This window comes from Enterobacter dykesii, assembly GCF_008364625.2.
GTDB classification, from domain to species: domain Bacteria; phylum Pseudomonadota; class Gammaproteobacteria; order Enterobacterales; family Enterobacteriaceae; genus Enterobacter; species Enterobacter dykesii.
Window position 1 is genome coordinate 2,425,028 of sequence record NZ_CP126604.1, and the last position, 23,078, is coordinate 2,448,105.

Annotated in this window: 20 protein-coding genes; 9 read left to right on the forward strand and 11 right to left on the reverse strand. The window is 54.5% G+C overall.

The window, feature by feature from the left end:
* Positions 1–19 precede the first annotated feature (19 nt).
* Positions 20–955 (forward strand): tRNA 2-thiocytidine(32) synthetase TtcA, encoded by a 936-nt coding sequence (gene ttcA, locus F0320_RS11645; protein ID WP_033145703.1) that lies wholly within the window; start codon positions 20–22, stop codon positions 953–955.
* Between the two features lie 42 nt (positions 956–997).
* Here ttcA and dbpA read toward each other — a convergent pair whose 3' ends face one another.
* From dbpA to F0320_RS11665, 4 genes are all read right to left on the reverse strand, one after another.
* Entirely contained in the window at positions 998–2,371 is a 1,374-nt protein-coding gene (dbpA, locus tag F0320_RS11650; protein ID WP_126328691.1) for an ATP-dependent RNA helicase DbpA, read from the reverse strand.
* Between the two features lie 27 nt (positions 2,372–2,398).
* A complete protein-coding gene (locus F0320_RS11655; protein WP_305089335.1) occupies positions 2,399–2,572 on the reverse strand; it encodes a hypothetical protein in 174 nt (57 codons plus the stop codon).
* A 282-nt stretch (positions 2,573–2,854) separates the two neighbouring features.
* A complete protein-coding gene (gene zntB / locus F0320_RS11660) occupies positions 2,855–3,838 on the reverse strand; it encodes a zinc transporter ZntB (protein WP_023312017.1) in 984 nt (327 codons plus the stop codon).
* A gap of 154 nt (positions 3,839–3,992) precedes the next feature.
* Entirely contained in the window at positions 3,993–5,135 is a 1,143-nt protein-coding gene (locus tag F0320_RS11665) for a methyl-accepting chemotaxis protein (RefSeq protein ID WP_072015514.1), read from the reverse strand.
* A 456-nt stretch (positions 5,136–5,591) separates the two neighbouring features.
* Here F0320_RS11665 and F0320_RS11670 point away from each other — a divergent pair, with 456 nt between their 5' ends.
* The 4 genes from F0320_RS11670 (at position 5,592) to F0320_RS11685 (ending at position 10,042) form a co-directional block, all read left to right on the forward strand.
* A complete protein-coding gene (locus F0320_RS11670) occupies positions 5,592–7,721 on the forward strand; it encodes a putative bifunctional diguanylate cyclase/phosphodiesterase (RefSeq protein WP_126328692.1) in 2,130 nt (709 codons plus the stop codon).
* A gap of 92 nt (positions 7,722–7,813) precedes the next feature.
* Positions 7,814–9,046, forward strand: coding sequence for a sensor domain-containing diguanylate cyclase (locus F0320_RS11675; RefSeq protein WP_126328693.1), 1,233 nt, complete (start codon positions 7,814–7,816; stop codon positions 9,044–9,046).
* Between the two features lie 74 nt (positions 9,047–9,120).
* Positions 9,121–9,261 (forward strand): Ecr family regulatory small membrane protein, encoded by a 141-nt coding sequence (locus F0320_RS11680; RefSeq protein WP_021240268.1) that lies wholly within the window; start codon positions 9,121–9,123, stop codon positions 9,259–9,261.
* A 217-nt stretch (positions 9,262–9,478) separates the two neighbouring features.
* Positions 9,479–10,042 (forward strand): DJ-1/PfpI family protein, encoded by a 564-nt coding sequence (locus F0320_RS11685; protein ID WP_033145709.1) that lies wholly within the window; start codon positions 9,479–9,481, stop codon positions 10,040–10,042.
* A 65-nt stretch (positions 10,043–10,107) separates the two neighbouring features.
* Here the strand turns inward: F0320_RS11685 and F0320_RS11690 are convergent, their stop codons facing one another.
* Positions 10,108–11,724, reverse strand: coding sequence for a peptide ABC transporter substrate-binding protein (locus F0320_RS11690; RefSeq protein ID WP_126328694.1), 1,617 nt, complete (start codon positions 11,722–11,724; stop codon positions 10,108–10,110).
* A gap of 185 nt (positions 11,725–11,909) precedes the next feature.
* Here F0320_RS11690 and mpaA point away from each other — a divergent pair, with 185 nt between their 5' ends.
* Positions 11,910–12,623 (forward strand): murein tripeptide amidase MpaA, encoded by a 714-nt coding sequence (gene mpaA, locus F0320_RS11695; protein ID WP_047651082.1) that lies wholly within the window; start codon positions 11,910–11,912, stop codon positions 12,621–12,623.
* Here the strand turns inward: mpaA and ycjG are convergent.
* Positions 12,614–13,579, reverse strand: a complete 966-nt coding sequence (ycjG, locus tag F0320_RS11700) for an L-Ala-D/L-Glu epimerase (RefSeq protein WP_126328695.1) — start codon at positions 13,577–13,579, stop codon at positions 12,614–12,616. The two genes, mpaA and ycjG, sit on opposite strands and share 10 nt — an antisense overlap.
* A 107-nt stretch (positions 13,580–13,686) precedes the next feature.
* Between ycjG and tpx the strand changes: the two genes are divergently transcribed.
* Together tpx and F0320_RS11710 are read left to right on the forward strand one after the other, a co-directional pair.
* A complete protein-coding gene (gene tpx / locus F0320_RS11705) occupies positions 13,687–14,193 on the forward strand; it encodes a thiol peroxidase (RefSeq protein ID WP_023335907.1) in 507 nt (168 codons plus the stop codon).
* 275 nt (positions 14,194–14,468) lie between these two features.
* Positions 14,469–15,677 carry an aldose 1-epimerase family protein gene (locus F0320_RS11710; protein WP_032656778.1) on the forward strand — a complete coding sequence of 403 codons (1,209 nt, stop codon included), beginning with the start codon at positions 14,469–14,471 and terminating at the stop codon, positions 15,675–15,677.
* A gap of 36 nt (positions 15,678–15,713) precedes the next feature.
* Here the strand turns inward: F0320_RS11710 and tyrR are convergent, their stop codons facing one another.
* The 3 genes from tyrR to F0320_RS11725 all read right to left on the reverse strand — a co-directional run bounded on the left by tyrR (position 15,714) and on the right by F0320_RS11725 (position 19,814).
* Positions 15,714–17,255, reverse strand: coding sequence for a transcriptional regulator TyrR (gene tyrR, locus F0320_RS11715; protein ID WP_023335909.1), 1,542 nt, complete (start codon positions 17,253–17,255; stop codon positions 15,714–15,716).
* Positions 17,256–17,367: 112 nt separating this feature from the next.
* Positions 17,368–18,420 carry a YcjF family protein gene (locus F0320_RS11720; RefSeq protein WP_126328696.1) on the reverse strand — a complete coding sequence of 351 codons (1,053 nt, stop codon included), beginning with the start codon at positions 18,418–18,420 and terminating at the stop codon, positions 17,368–17,370.
* Positions 18,417–19,814: a YcjX family protein gene (locus tag F0320_RS11725; RefSeq protein ID WP_126328697.1), complete on the reverse strand. Its 1,398-nt coding sequence runs from the start codon at positions 19,812–19,814 to the stop codon at positions 18,417–18,419. The genes F0320_RS11720 and F0320_RS11725 overlap by 4 nt, the downstream gene beginning before the upstream one ends.
* A gap of 155 nt (positions 19,815–19,969) precedes the next feature.
* Here F0320_RS11725 and F0320_RS11730 point away from each other — a divergent pair, with 155 nt between their 5' ends.
* Positions 19,970–20,980, forward strand: coding sequence for a LacI family DNA-binding transcriptional regulator (locus F0320_RS11730; RefSeq protein WP_047651088.1), 1,011 nt, complete (start codon positions 19,970–19,972; stop codon positions 20,978–20,980).
* Positions 20,981–21,014: 34 nt separating this feature from the next.
* Here the strand turns inward: F0320_RS11730 and F0320_RS11735 are convergent, their stop codons facing one another.
* Positions 21,015–21,929: an OmpG family monomeric porin gene (locus F0320_RS11735; protein ID WP_126328698.1), complete on the reverse strand. Its 915-nt coding sequence runs from the start codon at positions 21,927–21,929 to the stop codon at positions 21,015–21,017.
* 66 nt (positions 21,930–21,995) lie between these two features.
* Positions 21,996–23,078 carry an ABC transporter ATP-binding protein gene (locus F0320_RS11740; protein ID WP_126328699.1) on the reverse strand — a complete coding sequence of 361 codons (1,083 nt, stop codon included), beginning with the start codon at positions 23,076–23,078 and terminating at the stop codon, positions 21,996–21,998.

Genomic DNA, 23,078 nt, shown 5'->3' on the forward strand with positions numbered 1-23,078 from the left:
GCTCCGAAGGTAGTACTTAATGCAACAGAATCAAGAAATTAACAAAAAAGAACAATACAACCTGAATAAACTGCAAAAGCGACTGCGCCGTAACGTGGGCGAAGCCATTGCAGACTTCAACATGATTGAAGAAGGCGACCGCATCATGGTTTGCCTGTCAGGGGGTAAAGACAGCTATACCATGCTGGAGATCCTGCGTAATCTTCAGCAAAGCGCACCGGTGAAATTTTCCCTGGTGGCGGTCAACCTTGACCAGAAACAGCCGGGCTTCCCGGAGCACATTCTGCCGGAATACCTCGAAAAGCTGGGCGTTGAGTATAAAATCGTCGAAGAAAATACCTACGGCATTGTGAAAGAGAAGATCCCGGAAGGGAAAACCACCTGCTCACTCTGTTCTCGTCTGCGCCGCGGCATTCTGTATCGTACCGCGACGGAGCTGGGCGCGACCAAAATTGCGCTGGGCCATCACCGCGACGATATCCTGCAAACGCTGTTCCTCAATATGTTCTACGGCGGCAAGATGAAAGGCATGCCGCCTAAGCTGATGAGCGATGACGGCAAGCACATTGTGATCCGCCCTCTCGCCTATTGCCGCGAAAAAGACATTGAGCGTTTTTCTCAGGCTAAAGGTTTCCCGATCATTCCATGTAACCTGTGCGGCTCTCAGCCGAACCTGCAGCGTCAGGTAATTGGCGACATGCTGCGTGACTGGGATAAGCGTTATCCGGGTCGTATCGAAACCATGTTCAGCGCGATGCAAAACGTTGTTCCTTCCCATCTCGCGGATGTGGAGCTGTTCGACTTTAAAGGCATCAACCACGAGTCAGAAGTCGTGAACGGCGGGGACCTGGCGTTTGATCGGGAAGATATTCCCATGCAGCCAGCGGGCTGGCAGCCGGAAGAAGATGACAATCAGTTTGAAGAGCTGCGTCTCAACGTGCTTGAAGTGAAGTAAGCGATTAGCGTCTCAGAAGGACCTTCTGAGACGCTCCATTCTTTATTTCAGCAGACGTACGCGACAGGTTTTACCCTTAATTTTCCCGTTTTGCAGCTGCTTCCATGCCTTATGGGCAACCGCCTGGCGAACCGCTACGTAGACATGCGCCGGATGGACCGCAATCTTGCCGATATCCGCCCCGTCCAGACCCACATCCCCGGTCAGCGCCCCTAATACGTCACCTGGACGCATCTTGGCTTTTTTACCGCCATCAATACACAGCGTCGCCATTTCAGCCTCCAGCGGCACAATGCTGGCGCTGGCCGGTGTATTCATCCAGTTCAGCTTAATCTGCAGCATCTCAGAGAGAATGTTGGCGCGCTGCGCCTCTTCCGGTGCGCAGAAGCTGATCGCCAGACCGCTGTTTCCCGCACGCGCGGTACGGCCAATACGGTGCACGTGCACTTCAGGGTCCCACGCCAGCTCATAGTTCACCACCAGCTCAAGGGATTTAATATCCAGACCGCGCGCAGCGACGTCGGTTGCAACAAGAACGCGGGCGCTGCCGTTAGCGAAACGGACCAGCGTCTGATCGCGATCGCGCTGCTCCAGATCGCCATGCAGCGACAATGCGCTCTGGCCGGCGGCATTCAGGGCATTACAGACCGACTGACAGTCTTTTTTGGTATTACAGAACACCACGCAGGACGCAGGCTGATGCTGACTCAGCAGTTTCTGCAGCAGCGAAATTTTCCCCTGCTGCGAAGTTTCAAAGAACTGCTGCTCGATAGCGGGCAGCGCATCAACGCTGTCGATTTCAATGGTGAGCGGATTTTTCTGCACGCGCCCGCTGATGGCGGCGATGGCCTCCGGCCAGGTCGCGGAGAACAGCAGCGTCTGACGACCGGCCGGGGCGAAACGGATCACCTCGTCAATCGCATCGCTGAAGCCCATATCCAGCATCCTGTCTGCCTCATCCATCACCAGCGTTTGTAACGCATCCAGCGAGACGGTGGCTTTTTGCAGGTGATCCAGCAGGCGGCCGGGCGTTGCGACAATGATGTGCGGCGCATGCTGGAGTGAATCACGCTGCGCGCCGAACGGCTGTCCGCCGCAGAGGGTTAAAATCTTGGTGTTGGGCAGGAAACGCGCCAGGCGACGCAGTTCACCCGCGACCTGGTCTGCCAGTTCGCGGGTCGGGCACAGCACCAGAGACTGGGTCTGAAATAGCGCCACATCGATATGCTGCAACAGGCCAAGGCCAAATGCCGCCGTTTTCCCGCTGCCCGTTTTCGCCTGCACGCGCACGTCACGGCCCTCAAGGATGGCTGGCAACGCGGCCGCCTGAACAGGCGTCATCGTGAGGTAACCCAACTCGTTGAGGTTATCGAGTTGGGCGGCGGGCAGAACATTCAGGGTAGAAAAAGCGGTCACAGTAGTCTCTCGTGGTCATCTTTGCGGTCAGATGGCGCGTATCCTCGCAGATCTCGCGGTTCGATGCGACAATTTAATCGGTTCTTGATCGGGCGGCGGGTCGGGCATCGGCTGCGGACGCGGGATGGGATCGGGCATTGGCACCGGATCGGTGGGGACGGGATCGGATTGACGCGATTGTTGCAGTAGCAGAGCGTTCAGGATGCTCATCATTTTCTCCAGAATTTGCTGTCGTCCCTTTTAGGGTAGACGCTGAGAATCAGGAGGCAAAAAAAAGCCGACTATGAAGTCGGCGTCGTACGAATCAATTGTGCTATGCAGTAATTCAAAAAAGGAAGTAAGACAATATGGAGCGCAACGCCCATCGCTTGACGTTGCATTCACCTGCGGGAGTCATATTGCACCTTACGGGGTAGATGTTTATTGACTTCGCTCAATTAAAAGAGCGTTTTGATCCCGTTGAAAGCTGAAAAAAGCGTAAATTTACAGCCATTTACTACGATGCAACCACCATGCAACACCACCAATCAAAACAACTAACATCACGCAAAAGGCGGTAAAGCCGTAGCGATAAGCACCACCCGGAATTCCCCCCAGATTCACGCCAAACAGCCCGGTAAGAAACGTGCTGGGTAAAAACACCATCGCCATCAGGGACATCGTATAGGTTCTTCTCGCCAGCGACTCCTGCATCACCTGCGCGATTTCGTCCGCCATCACCGCCGTTCTGGCAATACAGGAATCAATCTCGTCCAGCCCGCGCCCCAACCTGTCGGCAATATCCTGCATTCTGCGTCGCTGATCGTCATTCATCCACGCGAGCCTTTCGCTGGCAAGACGCGCGTAAACGTCGCGCTGCGGCGTCATGTAGCGGCGCATCACAATCAGCTGCTTACGCAATAAGGCCAGAAAACCGCGGGGCGGGATCTGCTGATCGAGCAGGTTATCTTCCAGGTCGATGATTTTGTCGTGCAGTTCTTCAATAAATTCACTCGCATGATCGGTCAGCGCGTCACAGACGTCCACCAGCCAGCTGCCGCAGTCGACCGGCCCGGTGCCCTCTTTCAGATCGTTGACGATGTCATCCAGCGCCAGAACCTTTCGCTGGCGGGTCGACACAATGAGCCCGTCGTCCATGTAGACCCGCATCGCAACCAGCTGATCCGGGCGTTCATCCGTGCTGCCGTTAATGCAGCGCAGGGTGATCAGCGTCCCGTCACCCATTCGACTCACGCGGGGCCGCAGGCTTTCACCCGCCAGCGCATCGCGCACGTTATTGGGCAAGAGCGGCGTCGAGGCCAGCCAGTCAGCGCTGTCCGGGTGGGTGTAGTTCAGATGTAGCCAGCAGGGATGCGCACTATCGATCGCATCATTATCTTCCAGCGGTCGCGCACCGCCGCGACCATCCAGCACCCACGCAAAAACTGCGTCCGGAACGTTAAGTTCAGATCCTTTAATGCTTTCCACAGCGCCTCCACCTTTTTAGCTCTTCGGTGTCAGTCTAGCTTTCATCAGGGGTTAAGCAACAACTATGTATCCCATCGCGCTGAAATCGCTCAGGAATTGTACATACCAGGCGGAGGCGTAAAAAAAGCCTGGCATGCCAGGCTTTGAGGTGCTGTCAGAGCGAGTGTTCTGGCCGCTGGAGGAAAGATGGCGAGCCGCCAGGTGATGAGGACAAGGATGACCGATCGAGCCTGAAATTACGCGTTCGGGTCTGCAGCTCAATCACCTGATTACGCAGTACATCAGACGAACCGTTGAGTTCCTCTGCCATTGCCACGTTACTTTGCGTAACCCGCTCCAGCTCCGATAGCGCCAGGGTAATCTGAGAAATGCCTTTCTCCTGCTCTGAGGTTGACGCGGAAATGTCGTCCATTAAGCGGCTGACATTTCCCGAGCCGGTCACGATTTCATGCATGTTTTTCTCTGCCTGTGACACAACGCTGGCTCCCTGCGTGACGTTACTGCTGGTGACTTCAATCAGCGTTTTGATATTCTTCGCGGCTTCCGCGCTGCGGTGTGCCAGGTTTCTTACCTCTTCCGCGACCACAGAAAACCCCTTGCCATGATCGCCCGCCCTTGCCGCCTCAACGGCCGCGTTGAGCGCCAGAATATTCGTCTGGAAAGCAATGCCGTCGATGAGCGAAATAATCTCCGTCATCTGCTGCGCGCATTCGGTAATGGACTGCATATTGCTGGCGACCTGCCCCATCAGCTCGCCGCCCTTGCGCGCCTGTAACGTCGCCACATTTGCCTGCTCGCTCGCCAGGCGGGTGTTATCGGCATTGTTTTTGGTGCTCGCGGCCATTTGCTCCATGCTGGCTGCGGTTTGCACCAAAGACGCAGACTGCTGCTCGGTTTTCACCGATAGCTGAGCGCTACGTGCCGAGAGTTGATCCGATAAGGTCATGGCGGTTTGTGATGATGCCCTGATCTCACGCACCAGCGTCGCAATATTGCCGGAAAGGCTGTTTATCCCGGGAATGAGTCGGCCCGCACAGTTATTGCCAAATTCAGGGATAGAGACGCCAAGGTTGCCTGCGGTTACCTCTTCAATACTTTTCTTCACCGTATTGATCGGCGTCACAAGATACTTCGTCATATAGACCCAGAGCAAAAATAGCGCAACGAAATTGATGACATTAAGCGAAATAAAGAGAGACGTATTGCTGGAAAATAGAACAACGACACCTGCACTTACCAAAAAAAGAGAGAAAAGGAACCCGATAATAAAGGTCCTGACACTAATATTTTTTAGCATGATAATACCCACGTTTTATATTTTGGTCGGCACTTAGACTTATAGCATTGGCCCGGAAGTTTTTCATCGCAAACGACGCTTGTTTTTTGTTTCGCCGTTAGCATCCTGAGATTTGACTTAAGTAAGATAAAAAGAGCGTATTAGTGAAAATGTTCTGCTCAGCATGCTGTGATACTGGTCTCCCGCCATCTTAAGCGATAGTATCGCCCGCGGTGAGGCGACACGATCGCCTTCATATTTAAGGAGCTTTGCTACTGTTATTCGTTCTTGTTTAGCAATGCTTAATATATTAACAAGAGAATATATTTTATATTCTTAATAAGTTTTAGAGTATTAATATGACTGGTCACTTTTCACGATAAATAACTAATATGGTTTGAATGCGCATGTTCGTTGCCCAATAAAGATGTACTCGGCAGGCGAAATCGGTAACCCTCTCAGGCGTGGGATTGCATAATGCTCAATATATCGTGGGACCCTGTGTTAATCGCTATCTCTTATCTGGTGGCGTTTATCGCCTCCTTTGTGGCGCTGGACAGCGCCGGAAAGATCCCCCTCTCCAGCCGAAAGGCTGCCCTGTTCTGGCGCATTGCCGGTGGGGTCACGCTGGGCATTGGCATTTGGTCGATGCACTTTATCGGCATGCTGTCGATGCAAATGCCCATGATGATGAGCTACGACCTCTGGTTAACCCTTGCGTCACTGGGCGTCGCGGTGGTTGCATCGGCCACGGCACTTAATATTGCCGTCACGGGCAAAAAACTTTCTCCCTTTCGACTGATCTTTGCCACGGCGATCCTGAGCGCTGGCGTGGTGTCTATGCACTACATCGGTATGGCGGCCCTGATGCTGGATGGCAGCATCATCTGGGATCGCCGCCTCGTGGGGTTGTCCGTGGTTATTGCCGTTGTTGCCTCCGGCACGGCGCTGTGGCTGGCTTTCCGTCTGCGGGATAAACGTAAAGGCGTCTTTATCAATCGCATTCTCGCGGCCTTCGTCATGGGTGCCGCCATTTGTGCGATGCACTATACCGGCATGAGTGCCGCTCAGTTTCAGGAAATGGCGCACACCCTGCCGGGCGGCATCGGCGAGCTGGGGTTATCCATCTGGGTTTCGGTCACCACGCTCTGCCTGCTCGGGGTGATGTTAATCATTTCACTTATCGACTCTCACCGGCGCACTAACCGGCTGACGGATAATCTGCAGCAGCTCAACCGCCAGCTTGAGCTACAGGCGCGTTTTGACGCGCTCACCGGGCTCGCAAACCGCCACCAGATGGATCTCCGCATGCAGGATTGTCTGCGCAGCGCGCTGCTGAGCAAGAAGCCATTTGCGGTGATTTTCCTGAACGTCGATCTCTTCAAACGCGTTAACGATACGTGGGGTCACAGCGTCGGTGATGAGCTATTGATCACGGTCGCGCAGCGCATCACGGCCCGACTCACGCGTGAGATGACCCTGGCAAGGCTGGGTGGCGACGCCTTTATCCTGCTGGTGCCGGAATGTGACGACGACAGGCTCAACGCCCTGCTCACCGCGTTGCTCGAGGATGTGCGACGCCCTCTGTCTGTCTGCGGGCATACGTTAAGCACGACGATCAGCGCAGGCGTCAGCCTCTATCCGCAGGATGGCGAAACGCTGCATGAGCTGAAGCTCAAGGCGGATGCAGCCTTACATCGCGTCAAGGAAGATGGCCGCAACGGCTGGGCGATTTACCGGGCCGAGATGTCAACGGCGATCCCGGCGAAACCCGGTTTCCTGCAGGAGCTCTCTCAGGCGCTTGAACGCGATCAGTTTGAACTGTGGTACCAGCCAACCTGGCATGCGGGAGAAAAAACCATTCACGGTTTTGAAGCCCTTCTGCGCTGGCGGCATCCTGAGCAAGGCGTTGTGCTGCCTAATCTGTTTATCCCCACGCTGGAACAGACGGGCTTAATTATTCCGGTAGGTAACTGGGCCATTGAAGCGGCATGCCGACAGCTTCATTTCTGGACTGAACAAGGTTTCAGCCAGTGGACGCTGTCGCTCAACCTATCCCCCATCCAGTTTGAACAGCCGGACATTTTCCAGATCATCTCGTCGATGCTGGAAAAATATAGCCTGTCTCCGTCCCGGCTGATCCTGGAGGTAACGGAAAGCACCGCGCTTAAAAATCTCGACCGCAGCATTGAGTTACTCAACGCGTTTAATCACGCGGGGATCGTCGTCTCGATTGATGATTTTGGTACGGGCTATTCCAACCTTCTGATGCTGAGCGTGCTTCCGGCAAAAGAGCTCAAGATCGACAGAAGCTTTGTCACGTCGATGCTGGAAAATGAAAAAAGCTACAAGCTGGTTGAAACTATTATCAGTATCGCCCGGACCATGGAGATGAATGTGGTGGCAGAAGGGATCGAGACGGAAGAACAGCAGGCGGTTCTCACCCGTCTCGGCTGCGATTACCTGCAGGGATATCTTTTCTCCCGGCCCTTACCCGCCGAACAGGTACCGTGGCTACTGCTGCAGATAAACTCAGACAAACAGATTATACCCATTAATAAAATTCAAACGGATCCCGCATTTATTTCTCAAAAAAATCATGCCTGACGGGGTTAAGTGGAGTATGTTTCAAAGGATTGCACGCGAGTCAATTCTGTCATGATTGTCAGGCACATGTTGTCGATGAACAGGAAACGCCTATGTCGCAACCTTGTTTTGATGCGTTGAATGTAATTAAAACACCCGTGTGGCTCGTTTCACCCGTGTCGGAAAAGATCGTTTTTGCGAATGTGGCAGCAACGCAGATCATGGGGGATAAAACGCTCAATGACCTGCGAAAAGGGATCTACTCTGCCAGTGCGCAAACCGTCCTGTCGATGTATGTATCTGAACTGAAAACAGAGCAGGAGATCGTCGAAATCTGGACAACGAACCGGGATGGACAGGATACGCCGTTAAGCTGTCGCCTCTCGCTTGCCCACTACGCGCCCTGGGGAGATGTGATCGTTTTCGAGGGCGTCTCCCAACCAATACTCTCAGGATTGAAGGCCAGCCGTTCCGCCACCTACCGGCGGAAAAAGCAGGGTTTTTATGCGCGCTTTTTTCTGACCAACAGCGCCCCGATGCTGCTAATCGATCCGGCCCGCGACGGTCAAATCGTCGATGCGAATCTGGCCGCGCTCAATTTTTATGGTTATTCACATGATGACATGTGCAGTAAGCATACCTGGGAAATCAATACGCTGGGGCGAGATGTGATGCCCATTATGACTGCAATTGCCGCGCTGCCCGGCGGTCATAAGCCGCTCAATTTTGTTCACCGCCTTGCCGATGGATCCACCCGCCACGTTCAGACGTATGCCGGGCCCATTGAGATCTACGGTGACAAGCTGATGCTGTGCATCATCCACGATATCACCGAGCAAAAAAGGCTGGAGCAGGAGCTGGAACATGCGGCGTTGCGTGACTCCATGACGGGACTACTCAACAGGCGCCAGTTCTACGCAATTACCGATCAAAGCAACCTGAATAAACTTCCTGCGCAGCAGCAATTTAGCCTGCTGCTGGTGGATACCGACCATTTCAAAAACATTAATGACCTGTTCGGCCATCTGAAAGGCGATGAGGTGCTTATCGCCCTTTCCCGAACGCTGGAAGCCTGTAGTCGGGAAGGCGACATGGTGTTCCGCTGGGGTGGCGAAGAGTTCGTTATCCTGCTGCCGCGCACCTCTCTCGACACCGCGTTGCAGATTGCCGAGTCAGTCCGCGCGGCCGTTGCCCGCATTACGATTCCAGGCTTGCCGCGGTTCACCGTCAGCATCGGCGTAGCGCGGCACAATCAGGGTGAAAGTATTGACGAGCTGTTTAAGCGTGTGGACGATGCGCTGTATCGCGCTAAAAATGACGGCCGCAATAAAGTCCTTGCTGCATGAAACTGGAGTATCCGGAAAAGCCCCGCTACAATGCCCACCTCGAATGAATTAGCGTCAGGTGGGTAAAAGCCGCAATGGGAAAAACAGAAATAATACTCACCTTAATTATTTTACTCCTTATTATATTTGGCTTCTGGTTTATTTTTAGCGGTGAGATCTGGTATCTCGTCGAGTTTCTTGAAAATAGCCTTTACCCGACCTTCGACGCACCGTAACGCACGTTTAATCGCTTGTTTCACCTACCGAATATGTCAGGTATCTGCTTCCCTTACAGCCGCGTAAAATACGCGGCGTTATCCTCCAACAACGTTGATAACGAATCACTTATTCATTTGCTTATGTTGCCCGTGCTCTGACGGGCTTTTTTATTTCCGGCAATTCAACCACGCCAGGCTATATCTTAATCATCTTTATTGATAGAGGTGAGGAAAGATGAGCAAGAAGATCCTGATGCTGGTTGGCGATTACGCCGAAGATTACGAAACCATGGTGCCTTTTCAGGCTTTGCAGATGATTGGCCATCAGGTGGATGCGGTCTGCCCCGACAAACCGAAGGGCGACTACATCATGACGGCAATCCATGACTTTGACGGTGCCCAGACCTATAGCGAAAAGCCCGGTCACCGGTTTACCCTCAACGCCGATTTTTCCGCCGTTAAGGAGCAGGACTACGACGCGCTGCTCATCCCCGGTGGGAGAGCACCCGAGTATCTGCGGCTAAATGAGGACGTGTTAAAGCTGGTGCAGGCATTTGACGCCGCGCGTAAGCCGATTGCTGCGGTGTGCCACGGACCACAGCTGCTTGCTGCCGCGGGCATCCTGAAAGGACGAACCTGTAGCGCCTACCCGGCCTGCGCGCCTGAAGTACGTCTCAGCGGGGGACACTACGCCGCTATCGGCATCGATCAGGCCCATGTTGACGGCAACCTGGTGACGGCTCCCGCCTGGCCCGCGCATCCGCAGTGGCTGGCGAAGTTTAATGCGCTGTTAGAATAACAACGGATGAAGCGGTACCGCGTTTTGCAGACCTGGCGCGAGAGTGCGCCAGGTCTCATAAAACATCAGTGCTTCTCGATATACATCGTCCGGCTATACGCCACGTCTTCTGGGTTATTAATCGGATACCCTTTCACCCACGGTTTAATAAGACGACCGTTGGTGTACTGATAAATGGGTGCGATAGGCGCTTTCTCCATGAGGATTTTCTCCGCCATGTTATAGTCCGTATTACGCGCTTTCGCCGTGGTTTCCAGCGTCGCCTGGTGGATAATTTTATCGTAGGCCGGCTCATTGAAACGCGAGATATTACCGCTGTGGGTTGAGGTCAGCAGAGACAGGAAGGTCGACGGCTCGTTGTAATCGCCTACCCATGACGCGCGGATCACATCAAAATTGCCGGTATTACGACTGTCGATATAGGTTTTCCACTCCTGGTTTTGCAGTTTGACGTCCACACCGAGATTTTTCTTCCACATAGACGCCACCGCAATGGCGATTTTCTGGTGGTTTTCCGAGGTGTTGTACAGCAGGGTCAACTTCAGCGGACGCTGAGGACCGTAACCGGCGGCCTGGAGCAACGTTTTCGCCTGAGCGTTCAGCTCCTGCTGGGACATCTGCTCGAACGGAGAAGGTTCAGGGGTGAAACCCGCCGTCACGTCAGGGGTGAAATGCCAGGCCGGCTTCTCGCCTGTACCTAATACCTTTTCTGCCATAATGCGGCGATCGATAGTCATGCTCAGCGCAAGACGCACCCGGGCATCGGCCGTCGGGCCCTCTTGCGTGTTAAACGCATAGTAATAGGTCCCGAGCTGAGGCGGCGTATACACCTGTCCCGGAATGTCCTTCAGGAGCTTCTGATACATGTTTTTCGGGAACGATTCGGTGATATCAATATCTCCCGCCAGATAGCGCTTAGTGGCGGACGATTCCTGATTAATCGGAATGAACGTCACTTTTTGCAGGACAGTTTTAGCGTTGTCCCAGTAGTGCGTATTCGGCACGACAACCAGTTTTTCATTCACCACGCGGTCGTTCAGGACGTACGCGCCGTTACCCACCAGAGCGCCCGGTCGCGTCCACTCTTTCCCGCTTTCAACGTTCGCTTTTTGCACCGGATAGAAGGCAAAGTTCGCCGTCAGGTTGCTAAACCACGGGAGCGGTTTATCCAGCTGGACGCGTAAGGTTCTGGCATCCACCGCCGTCACGCCCAGAGTATCTGGCGCCGCTTTGCCATCAATAATGGCCTGCGCGTTGTTGATGCCTGCCAGCGCCGCAAACCAGGCAAACGGAGAGGTGGTTTTCGGGTCAACCAGACGCTGCCAGCTGTAGACAAAATCCTGCGCGGTGACGGGCGTACCGTCAGACCATTTCGCGTTATCGCGCAGGGTGAACGTCCAGATACGGTTATCGTTGCTCTGCCAGCGCGTCGCCACGCCGGGGGTCAGCTCCCCTTTCTCGTTCTGATTCACCAGCCCTTCGAAAAGATCGCGAATCACCTGAATCTCGGGTAATCCCACCGCTTTTGCCGGATCGAGCGAAGCCGGCTCGTCTTTAATATGCCTGACCAGCTCCTGTTTTTGCGCCAGTACCGTGCCCTGGGGCACATCAGCAGCGTACGAGAGTGTAGAGAGTCCGCACAGGTACAGTGCAGCGCAAAGACGCGAAACAGGATGCTTCATAAGATCCCCTTTGATGAATTCAGGTAACAAGCAGATGCGTAATTATTTGTTTCGAAAAAGAGAAATGCAAATACCTTACGCCCGAATAGTGATTTAAGGCAATTCTCAAGCGTTACGGAAACTATTTGATTAACAGCGGGTTTTGCACAACACTGCCAGTAGAGACTTCTTTATCAGGATTTCGTATGGCAACCACCCGACCACGCGCGGAGCGCGGCGCCTTCCCGCCGGGCGCTGAACAATATGGCCGCTCATTTTTAGGCGCATCGCTGATCTGGTTCCCGGCGCCCGATGCCGATCGCAGCAGCGGTTTGATCATTGCCGGCACGCACGGAGATGAAAACTCGTCCATCGTCACGCTTTCCTGCGCGCTGCGGACGCTGACGCCTTCATTGCGACGTCACCACGTCATTCTTGCCGTCAATCCGGACGGCTGTCAGCTTGGATTACGGGCAAATGCGAGGGGGGTTGACCTGAACCGTAATTTCCCGGCGGCAAACTGGCGCGCCGGAGAAACGGTTTATCGCTGGAACAGCTCCGCCGAGGAGCGGGACGTGGTGCTGCTGACGGGAGACAAGCCCGGCTCCGAGCCGGAAACGCAGGCGCTGTGCCAGCTTATCCATAAGATCCACCCCGCCTGGGTTGTCTCCTTCCACGATCCGCTGGCCTGTATTGAAGATCCTCGTCACTCCGACCTGGGCGCTTGGCTGGCGCAGGCTTTTGCCCTGCCGCTCGTCACCAGCGTGGGCTATGAAACACCCGGATCGTTCGGTAGCTGGTGCGCCGATTTGAGCCTGCCCTGCATCACCGCTGAATTCCCGCCAATTTCCTCCGACGAAGCCAGCGAAAAATACTTAAACGCGATGATGGAGCTACTGCGCTGGCAGCCTCAAAGATGAAGCACGCCGCTGGTAAAATTAAGCGCCGGTGAAACGTCAACCGCCAGCCACGTCGGGCCATCCAGATCGGCGAAACGGACCTGATTGACCAGCGGCAGCGCCGCGCCGATCGCCCGGGATGTGCAGAGCATGCATCCCAGCATCAGGGAAAAGCCCTGCGCCTGCGCTTCCGCCGCCAGGGCCAGCGCTTCTGTCAGCCCGCCTGTCTTGTCGAGCTTGATATTGACCATCTCATAGCTGCCCTTAAGCGCGCTCAAATTCTCGCGGGTATGACAGCTTTCATCCGCACAGACGGGCAGCGGATGGATAAAATTCTTCAGCGCCGCATCATCCTTCGCTGGCAGAGGCTGTTCCAGCATCGCCACGCCCAGGTCGGCCAACAGCTGGCATCGGGCGGCAAGCCCCTCGGGATGCCACGACTCGTTTGCGTCCACAATCAGCGTGGCAGAAGGCACCGCCGAGCGAATAGCGACCATCCGCTCGCTGATCAGGCGATCGTCGAGCTTCACTTTTAACAGCGTGGCCCCGGCGTCATAGAGCGCTTTTGCGCTGGCGGCCATCTGCTCCGGCTCACCAATCACGACCGTTTGCGCCGTCACGACGGACTCCGGCAGCGCCACACCCAGCAAGGACGTCAGCGATTGCTGCTGCCTGGCGGCCTCAAGGCTCCAGAGCGCACAGTCGATGGCATTGCGCGCGGCCCCGGCGGGTAAACTCTGCTGTAACGCCTCGCGCGTGAGCCCCTTTTGCAGCTCAGGCACCAGGGTCATGATATGCGCCATCACCGACGCGACACTTTCTCCATAGCGCGGGTAAGGCGTACATTCCCCGACGCCTTTAACCCCCTCTTCTTCGATTTCAACCACGACCACGCTGGCTTCACTTCGGCTGCCGCGGGAGATCACAAACGGGGTATGCAATGGCCAGGCTTCTTCATAGACCTTAACGCTTCTCATCACTGACTCCTTGCGGCCCGGAAAGGCGAAAAATTTGGTTTGCCGTGTTATCCGCTGATGGCATACACTAGCCCCGACGTTAACTATATGTAAACAGGAAGATATCTATGTCACAACTCGTTCATTTCCAGGGCAACCCGGTTGCTGTTGCAGGTTCCATTCCGCAGGCTGGCAGCAAAGCGCAGGCTTTTACTCTGGTGGCTAAAGATCTGTCTGACGTCACACTGGCTCAGTTTGCGGGTAAACGCAAAGTACTGAACATTTTCCCAAGCATTGATACCGGCGTTTGTGCCGCGTCCGTGCGTAAATTCAACCAGCTGGCGACTGAAATGGACAACACCGTTGTGCTGTGCATTTCCGCTGACCTGCCGTTTGCCCAGTCCCGTTTCTGCGGTGCCGAAGGCCTGAGCAACGTTATTACCCTCTCCACCCTGCGCAGCGCAGATTTCCTCGAGAAATACGGCGTCAGCATCGCGGAAGGCCCACTGAAAGGTCTGGCGGCACGTGCCGTACTGGTTCTGGATGAAAACGATACCGTTGTCTTCAGCGAACTGGTTAACGAAATCACCACCGAGCCGGACTACACTGCCGCGCTGGACGTGCTGAAAGCATAATAAATACTTAGCATTCTATACAACTTAATCTCAACCTCGCCGCGGCGGGGTTTTTTATTATATTTAAGCTGAATCGTTAAAGCATAAATATTCACAAATCACATTATTCATGCAATAAAAACGGCGACGCGTAACATTAACGTGATCAATAACGCATAATAATCGTTAAATTTCTCTATTTTCATCCCCAGTGAAGCACATCACATTTCCCTTTTTGCCTAAACATTAGATTTGCTTACGAAAGAAAATAATCGTTTCAGCAAAAAGGATAAAATATGAAGATTAAATTCGCTTTTACGCTCCTTGCGGTACTGATTTCTGGCCATGCAGCGGCCAAAACCTGGGTGCTGACAAGCGCTGAAAGCAGCGTAGAAAAAGGAAACTGGAAGATTTCCAGTGATGAGCTGAAAGTTAAAGATCAAACGTTCAGCATTGAGCAAAAAGTCTTACACGGTGGTAAACAGGAAGGCAGCAAAGTCATCATAATTAGCAGCAAAGATGGCCTGACGATTACCCTGAGCCCGACTCGCGGGATGAACCTTCTGCATGTAGAAGGCTTTGGAACCCGACTGGGGTGGAATTCGCCCGTTAAAGAGGTCGTTAATCCGGCATATATCAATCTTGAGAGCCGCAACGGTCTCGGCTGGCTGGATGGTTTCAACGAGATGATGGTGCGCTGTGGCTATGAGTGGACAGGACACCCGGTCACTGCGGACGGGCAAATTTACACCCTGCACGGCAGGGCCGGTAATACCCCCGTTTCGCAGGTCGAGGTTGAAATCGCCGATGCTGCTCCGCATGAGATCCGCGTTCGGGGTTTGATCAAAGAGAGCACGTTTAAAAAATCGGATCTGCAAACCATGACCGAACTGCGCTACGTTCCCGGAACCAACCAGTTCAGCCTGCATGATGTTCTGACCAACCATGCGGATTACCCTCATGATTACCAAATCATCTATCACAGCAACTTCGGCACGCCGATCCTCGAAGAAGGCGCGCGTTTCCTTGCGCCGGCGGCGAGCGTGAGCCCGTTCAATGACTACGCCAAAGCGGGCGTTAACGACTGGCAAACCTATGCCGGGCCGACAAAAGGCTTTGATGAGATGGTCTTTAACATTAAACCGCTCGCGGACAATAACCACGAAACGCTTGCAGCGGTGGTCAATAAAGCCGGAGATAAAGGCGCGTCAATCCAGTTTGATACCCGCCAGCTGCCCGTGCTGACCTTGTGGAAGAACACCGACACGCTGAAGCAGGGCTACGTCACGGGCATTGAGCCAGGCACCAGCTACGCCTACCCCGTTACGATTGAACGCGAGCAGAAGCGGGTTAAGCAGCTGCAGCCCGGAGCCAGCGCGCAGTTTGACCTGACCTATACCCTGCTGCACAGCCCGCAGCAGGTGAAAGAGGTCGAAAACAGGATTGCGTCGATTCAGGGAGAGACAAAAACAGAAATCGTTAACACGCCGATGGCGAAGGAATAACCATAAAGCAAAAAGCCTCTTTACAGAGGCTTTTTGTTATTCGTCACCTTTCTTATGATTCAATCCATACTCACGCAGCTTGTTCGCGATCGCGGTATGCGAGACGCCAAGACGTTTTGCCAGCTTGCGGGTGCTGGGATAGCTGCGGTACAGCTGCGTCAGCACTGAGCGCTCAAAACGGCTTGTGATATCATCCAGCGACCCCTCCATCGCCTCTTCGCCGACCGATACCGTCCCCGCGTCGTAATCAGGCAACAGAATATCCTGCGGACGCAGTTCATAACCTTCCAGCTGGGTCAGCGCACGATAAACGGCGTTTTTAAGCTGGCGAATGTTGCCCGGCCAGCCGTAGCGCATGAGCACCGTGCCGAGATCGGCAGACAGCTTCGGACGCGGCACCCCCTGCTCGTCGGCAAAGCGGGCGACGAACAGCTCCGTTAGCGGCATGATGTCCTGTGGACAATCGCGCAGCGGGGGAATATTCAGCGTCAGGACGTTGAGGCGGTAATAGAGATCCTCGCGGAAGATCCCCTTTTGCACCAGCTCAACCAGGTTTTTCTGGGTGGCGCAAATGACGCGCACGTCCACATGCACTTCGTGATCCTCGCCGACGCGGCGGAAGGTTCCGTCGTTCAGGAAACGCAGCAGCTTAGCCTGCATACGTGGCGACATTTCGCCGATTTCGTCCAGCAGCACCGAGCCGCCGTTAGCCTGCTCGAAGAACCCTTTCTTGCCTTCCGGCGCGTGGCCAAACAGCTCGCTTTCAACGGCATCTTCCGGAATAGAGGCGCAGTTAAGTGCCAGATAAGGCTTAGCCGCTCGCGGGCTCGCCAGGTGCACCGCGTGAGCCAGCAGGTCTTTCCCGGTGCCGGTGTCCCCGGTAATCAGCAGCGGTGCGGTCAGGCTTGCGAGCTTGCGCGCCTGATCAACCACATGGCGCATTTTCGGGCTGACGGCAATAATCTGGCTGAACGCGCCAACATCCTGGCTGGAAATGTTTTGCAGCTGGCGACCCATGCGTAACGTCGAGCGCAGCATGATCACCGCCCCGGTCAACACGCGGGTATTCCCTTCCCCTTTCAGATAGACCGGCGTGATCTCCATCAGGAAATTCTGCCCGTTAATCACCACATGCTCGCTAAGCGTGTTCTGCGGATTGCTGTCCAGCCAGCGCTGGAAGTTAAAGCCGGGGATCAGCTGCGCGGCGTTATGATTGCTGAGCTTCTCCTGGCTCTGCGCGAAAAGCTGGCAGCTCGCGTGGTTAACGCGCTCAACTTTGCTTTTCAAATCCAGGGAGAGGAACGGCTCCGGCATGGCCTCCAGCAGCGCGCTCAGGGCCAGGTGCTCACGCTCAGAGGGCATCCAGGGAATGGTGCGTACATCCGTAACGCCAGCGATACGGCGGATTTCCGCCATCAGGCTGCTGAAGGTGTTAAATTCAATTTCGGCAAAATTGAGGTAAATTCGCCCGACAGGATCGATCTCAATGCCACGTAAATCAATGCTACGTAAAACAAGAAGATCGAGTAATTCGCGGGTCAGACCGAGACGGTCTTCACAGAAGACTTCAAGACGCATGGGAAATTCACCGTTTTAAGCCAATAACAGTAAAATGATATGTCAGAACACGGTGATCGGGAAGATGGCTGTCAACAAATATTGACAGCCAGCACGATAAGTGAACAAAACCTCACGGAGCGGGTTTCTTATTGAGCGTCTCTTTGAGCTGACCGATCAGTTCGCGCCTGAAATCTCCCAGACGGGGCTTATCGCCATCGATCCACGGCAGCGGACGGCAGACCTCCATCGCTTTAATCCCCAAACGCGCCGTCAATAGTCCCGCGCCGATACCCTGCGCCGCACGCGCAGAAAGACGCGCCGCCAGATCCTGCGACATCCAGTCCATTCCCACTTCGCGCACCAGTTCACTCGCCCCGGCAAACGCGATATTGAGCAGGACCAGCTTGAACAGCCGGAGTCGACTGTAGTAACCCAGCTCTATGCCGTAAAGGTTCGCGATACGGTTGATCAGGCGCAGGTTACGCCAGGCGATAAAGGCCATATCGACCAGCGCCAGCGGGCTGACGGCAATCATCAGGGTGGATTCCGCCGCAGAGCGGCTAATCTCGCGTCGCGCCTGGGCATCCAGCACCGGCTGAACCATATGGGAATAAAGCGTCACTACTTCCCGGTCATTCTGGGTTTCATGGATGGCGGCATACCAGCGCTGAAGCGCCGGATGCGACTGATCGATTCCGGCCTGGCTGGCCAGCTTTTCACAGAACGCGCGGCCTTTGCCGGTGCCGTGACTGTGGAGCAGATCCCGCGCTTCATCACGCTCGTGCGCGCGCTGGCGCAAACGCCAGAGCCGCCGCCACTCGGTGGCAACCGATCCGATGCCCGCACCCACAATCAGCGCGCCCGCGGCACATCCGCCCAGCGCGACCCAGTCCTGAGTTTGCCAGGCATTCATCGTCCACTGCACGCCCTGCCCAACCACGCTTACGCCAAACAGCGCCAGACCAGCGGTGACCATCCTGCGCCACAGGCTGCGCTTTGGACGCAGGGCAGCTTCAACAACCGCCTCTGCCGGACCTTCCTCGACTCCGGGCTCCTCTGTCAGGGCCGGAGCAAAGTTATCAGCCTGCATGCCGCTGAACGTCTGCGCGGTTTTGAACGCCTCCTGAGGGTCCTGCTCAAGCGTTCCGGTAAAGTCTATGCGCGGTTTTAACGGTTCCGTCATCGCAATTTATCTCCAATCAAAAACTCCAGCGCCGCATCCAGACGGATGTGTGGTAATGGCCGATCGACGCTCATTGCCTGCGGGCGGAAGGCTTCAAACTGGAAGCCCTGATTCTGCCAGAAGGCCTGACCCGGCAGCCGCCCAGGCACTTCGCCCGGATAGACGGTAAGCGGTTCACCGTCGCTGAGCCGCTTACCGCGTAATGCCGGTATTTTCTCGCCGTTAAGGTCAATCAGCCCGCTTTGCGTTGCCTGCACGGACGCGAGCCCAAGGCAATCCATGGCGATCCCTTCGAAGGCGGCGTTTTGCCAGGCGTCCTGCACCAGCTGCTGCAGTAGCGATACCATATTGGCATGCTGGTCGACCGTAACGTGATCGGCCTTGGTGGCCGCAAAAAGCAGTTTGTCGATCACCGGTGAGAACAGTCGGCGAAACAGCGTCCGCTGCCCGTAGTGAAAACTTTGCATCAGCTGCGTCAGGGCAAGACGCATATCGTTGAAGGCCTGCGGCCCGCTGTTGAGCGGCTGCAGACAATCCACCAGCACAATCTGACGGTCAAATCGCAAGAAGTGGTTTTTATAGAATCCCTTGACCACTTTTTCACAGTAGTAATTGTAACGCTCGCGCAGCATCCCGGCGTTTGTGTGCCTGTCAGCCTGCGCCAGCTTCGACTCGCCCACCCCATCCACGTCCGGCCAGGGGAAGAACTGAAGCGCAGGCGCGCCCGCTAAATCACCCGGCAGGACAAAGCGACCCGGCTGAATGAAGTGCAACCCTTCCTGCTTGCACTGGTGCAGATACGCCGTCCAGGCTTCGGCAATGGCCGCCAGACGGTTTTCATCGGCCGGCGCAAGCGGGTCCAGGCCTTCGCAAAGCTGTCGCCATTTGGCCGACCACCCGGCGCGCTGCCCCTGCAACAACCCCGTCATCTGGCGGGACCAGCTGAGGTAATCCTGCGCCAGCATCGGCAGGTCGAGCAGCCATTCACCGGGGTAATCGACGATTTCAAGGTACAGCGTGGAGGTATCCTTGAAGTGGCGCATCAGGGATTCATTCGAGCGAAAGCGCAGCGCGAGGCGAATTTCACTGACTCCTCGCGTCGGCGTCGGCCACGTGGGCGGATCGCCGTAGAGCTGCGCCAGCCCTTCGTCATAGGTAAAACGCGGAATACCAAAATCACGCTGAGGGACGCGCTTCACGCCCAGCAGGCGTTCTTCCCGCACCGCGCTAAGCAGCGGCAGACGTGCCCCGGCGTGCAGGTTCAGGAGCTGGTTTACCATCGCGGTGATAAACGCCGTCTTACCGCTGCGGCTCAGCCCCGTCACGGCCAGACGCAGATGACGGTCAACGCCACGGTTCACCAGTGAATTGATTTCGTTTTTAAGTCGCTTCATCGCCGTCCTTCGTTGCCTGGAAGCCTTGAATGCATGGCTTCAGAATACAATAAATGGGGGCAGATCGTTGATTATCAATTCTTATTTATTGCTATTGCCGTTTTCTCTCCAGTAAGATGAACGGCATTGCTGTCAGTCCGGAGTGAGTAAGGTGTATGTCACCCACCATCTATGATATCGCACGGGTTGCGGGCGTATCGAAATCAACCGTTTCCCGCGTTCTGAATAAACAAACGAATATTTCTCCCGAAGCGCGTGAAAAAGTGCTGAAGGCGATTGACGAATTAAATTATCAGCCCAACAAACTGGCCCGCGCCCTGACCTCTTCAGGCTTCGATGCCATTATGGTTATTTCGACCCGTTCAACCAAAACCACTGCCGGAAATCCTTTTTTCTCCGATGTCCTGCATGCCATTACGGCAAAAGCGGAAGAAGAAGGATTTGACGTTATTTTACAAACGTCAAAAAGCAGCGAAGACGATCTGCTGAAATGCGTGAGTAAAATAAAACAGAAGATGATCAAAGGGATCATAATGCTGAGTTCACCGGCAAATGAATCCTTTTTCACCACGCTGGATGCGTATGGCGTACCGGTAGTGGTTATCGGCAAAGTTGAAGGTGAGTTTCAGAATATTTATTCCGTCGACACGGATAATTTCCATGACAGCGCCACGCTGACCGAAACCTTTATTAAAAACGGACGCCGTAAAATTGCCTGTCTGCATGCCCCCCTTGATTATCATGTTTCGATCGATCGCCTTGCGGGCTATAAAGCCAGTCTGGAAAAGCACCATATTGCCCTTAACCCGGACTGGATCAGGGACGGCGGTTATACCCATGAGAGTGCGCTTACGGCAGCGCTGGAATTGTTGTCTTCGCCCACGCCGCCTGATGCAGTATTCGCTACCGACAGCATGAAGTTACTTAGCCTCTATCGCGCGGCGGATGAGTTGAATCTGATGATCCCTGAGCAGGTGGTGATAGCCGGATACAGTGATCCGATGCTGTCTCTCATTTTAACGCCCGCACCTGGCGGCTTTGATATCCCCACCCGTAAGCTGGGGGAAGAGAGCTGCGATCTTCTTTTCAGGCGTATCGCGGGGCATCCCGCCCCGCAAAAAGTGCTGGTTGATACCCACTTTCTGTTGGCCGCATCACTTCGCTAAAACCAGGGGCGAAGTGCCCCTGGCGCGCCGTCGGTCAGAACGCGTAGTTTACGCCAACCCCCGCATAGTGGAAGCGGTCGCTCTCGCCTTCATCGTGGTTTTCCCATTCATAGGCGTATTCAAGCGTCATGGATAAACCATTGTTGAAATCGTAAGCGTAGAGGAGACCCAGTCGGTTAAAATCGTGTCCTTCACGCTCAGGATCGTCCTGCCAGTCCCAGTTCGACCAGCGATCGAGCCCCAGGCGGGTATAAGGCGTTAAGGTGGTCTGGCCTAACGAAATGGGCAGATAGGCACGAATTTCCTGAGTAGAAAACTCGCCGTTATTACGAGAACTGTCCATATTGAAACCGCGCTCTAAATAGTAATTCACTTTAGCCGCAAAGGTTTCGTTAATCGTCCAGGTAAAGCCCGTTTCGGTTTCAACGCGGCTGTCAGCATAGCCGGTTTTTTGCAGATCGTTAGCAAACTGATACATGGCAAACCAGCCGCCAAAACGCCAGTCGTCGGTTAATTTAATATCCCAGTCAGGCTGAACTTTATAGCGCTGCATATTAGCGCTGCCGTCTTTGGCGCCGTGTTCATCTTTAAAGTGATAACCATAATTACGGAAACCGCCGGTCAGACCGAAAGTAAAATCATCGGTTCCGATTAAGCGATAGCGTAATTGAAATTCAGGACGATCGAAATAGGTTCCACGGGTCATACTGCTGTAATCAACCGGCCCCTCCTGATACATCGCCAGCGAAATAGTCCACGCATCCCAGGTTGCATTAAACCACACGGAAGGTTCATATAATCCATCTTTATCGTCGCCCTGCCCCTCAACGTTTTCGATTTCATACATTGCACCAATATTAAATTCCCACTGTTTAGCTGTTTCTGATGCTTGTGCACAGCTAACTCCTGCGCACAGCACGAGCGCAGCACTTCTTAGTAGAGTACTCATTTAATTTTCCCTTTATAAGTAACAAACAAAAAAACCGGAAATTTGCATTTCCGGCGAACACCTTTCTTATCTAATAGCCGCTTCGGTTTCAGCATCGAAGAAATGGCACTTATTCATATCGAACTGGATATCGATATTATCCCCAGCGGCATAATCATTCGCCGCGCCAGCGCGAACCACCAGCTCATGACCGCCAACGCTGGCGTAGAGCATGAACTCCGCGCCGGTCAGTTCGGCTACGCTGACTTTCGCTGCGATATGCTTACCGCTGCTCTGCAGAGTGAGAATATCTTCCGGGCGGATCCCAAAGACCACGGCTTTGCGCTGATACCCTGCGGCATTCAGTGAAGCGAGCTTGTCCTCTGGAATCTTCAGACGCAGCGTTTCCGTGACGAAATAGCGATCGTCGATAGCGCCGCGAATGAAGTTCATGGCTGGCGATCCAATAAACCCGGCAACAAACATGTTTGCCGGTTCGTTGTAGACCTGCTTCGGAGCGCCGACCTGCTGAATAATGCCATCTTTTAAGATCACGATGCGGGTCGCCATGGTCATGGCTTCGGTCTGGTCGTGGGTCACGTAAATCATCGTGGTGTTGAGCTTCTGGTGCAGCTTGCTGATTTCAGCCCGCATCTGCACGCGAAGCTTGGCATCGAGGTTGGAGAGCGGTTCATCCATCAGGAACACGCCCGCTTCGCGAACGATCGCCCTGCCCAACGCCACGCGCTGTCGCTGGCCGCCGGACAGCGCGCCCGGTTTACGCTTGAGATACTCGCGTAATCCGAGGATCTGTGCCGCCCAGTTAACGCGCTCGTCGATAACCACAGGCGCAATTTTTTGCATCTTCAGGCCAAACGCCATGTTGTCGTAGACCGTCATATGCGGATAAAGCGCATAGTTCTGGAACACCATCGCGATATCACGAGACTTGGCGGGCACGTCATTCATGCACACCCCGTCAATAATCAGTTCACCCGCACTGATCTCCTCCAGACCGGCAATCATGCGCAGCGTCGTGGATTTGCCGCAGCCCGAAGGCCCGACGAAGACGATGAACTCCTTGTCTTCGATTTCGAGATTGAAATCCTTAACCACGTGGACCTGGTTATCATAGATTTTCTGAATGTGTTTCAGGGACAGTTGAGCCAT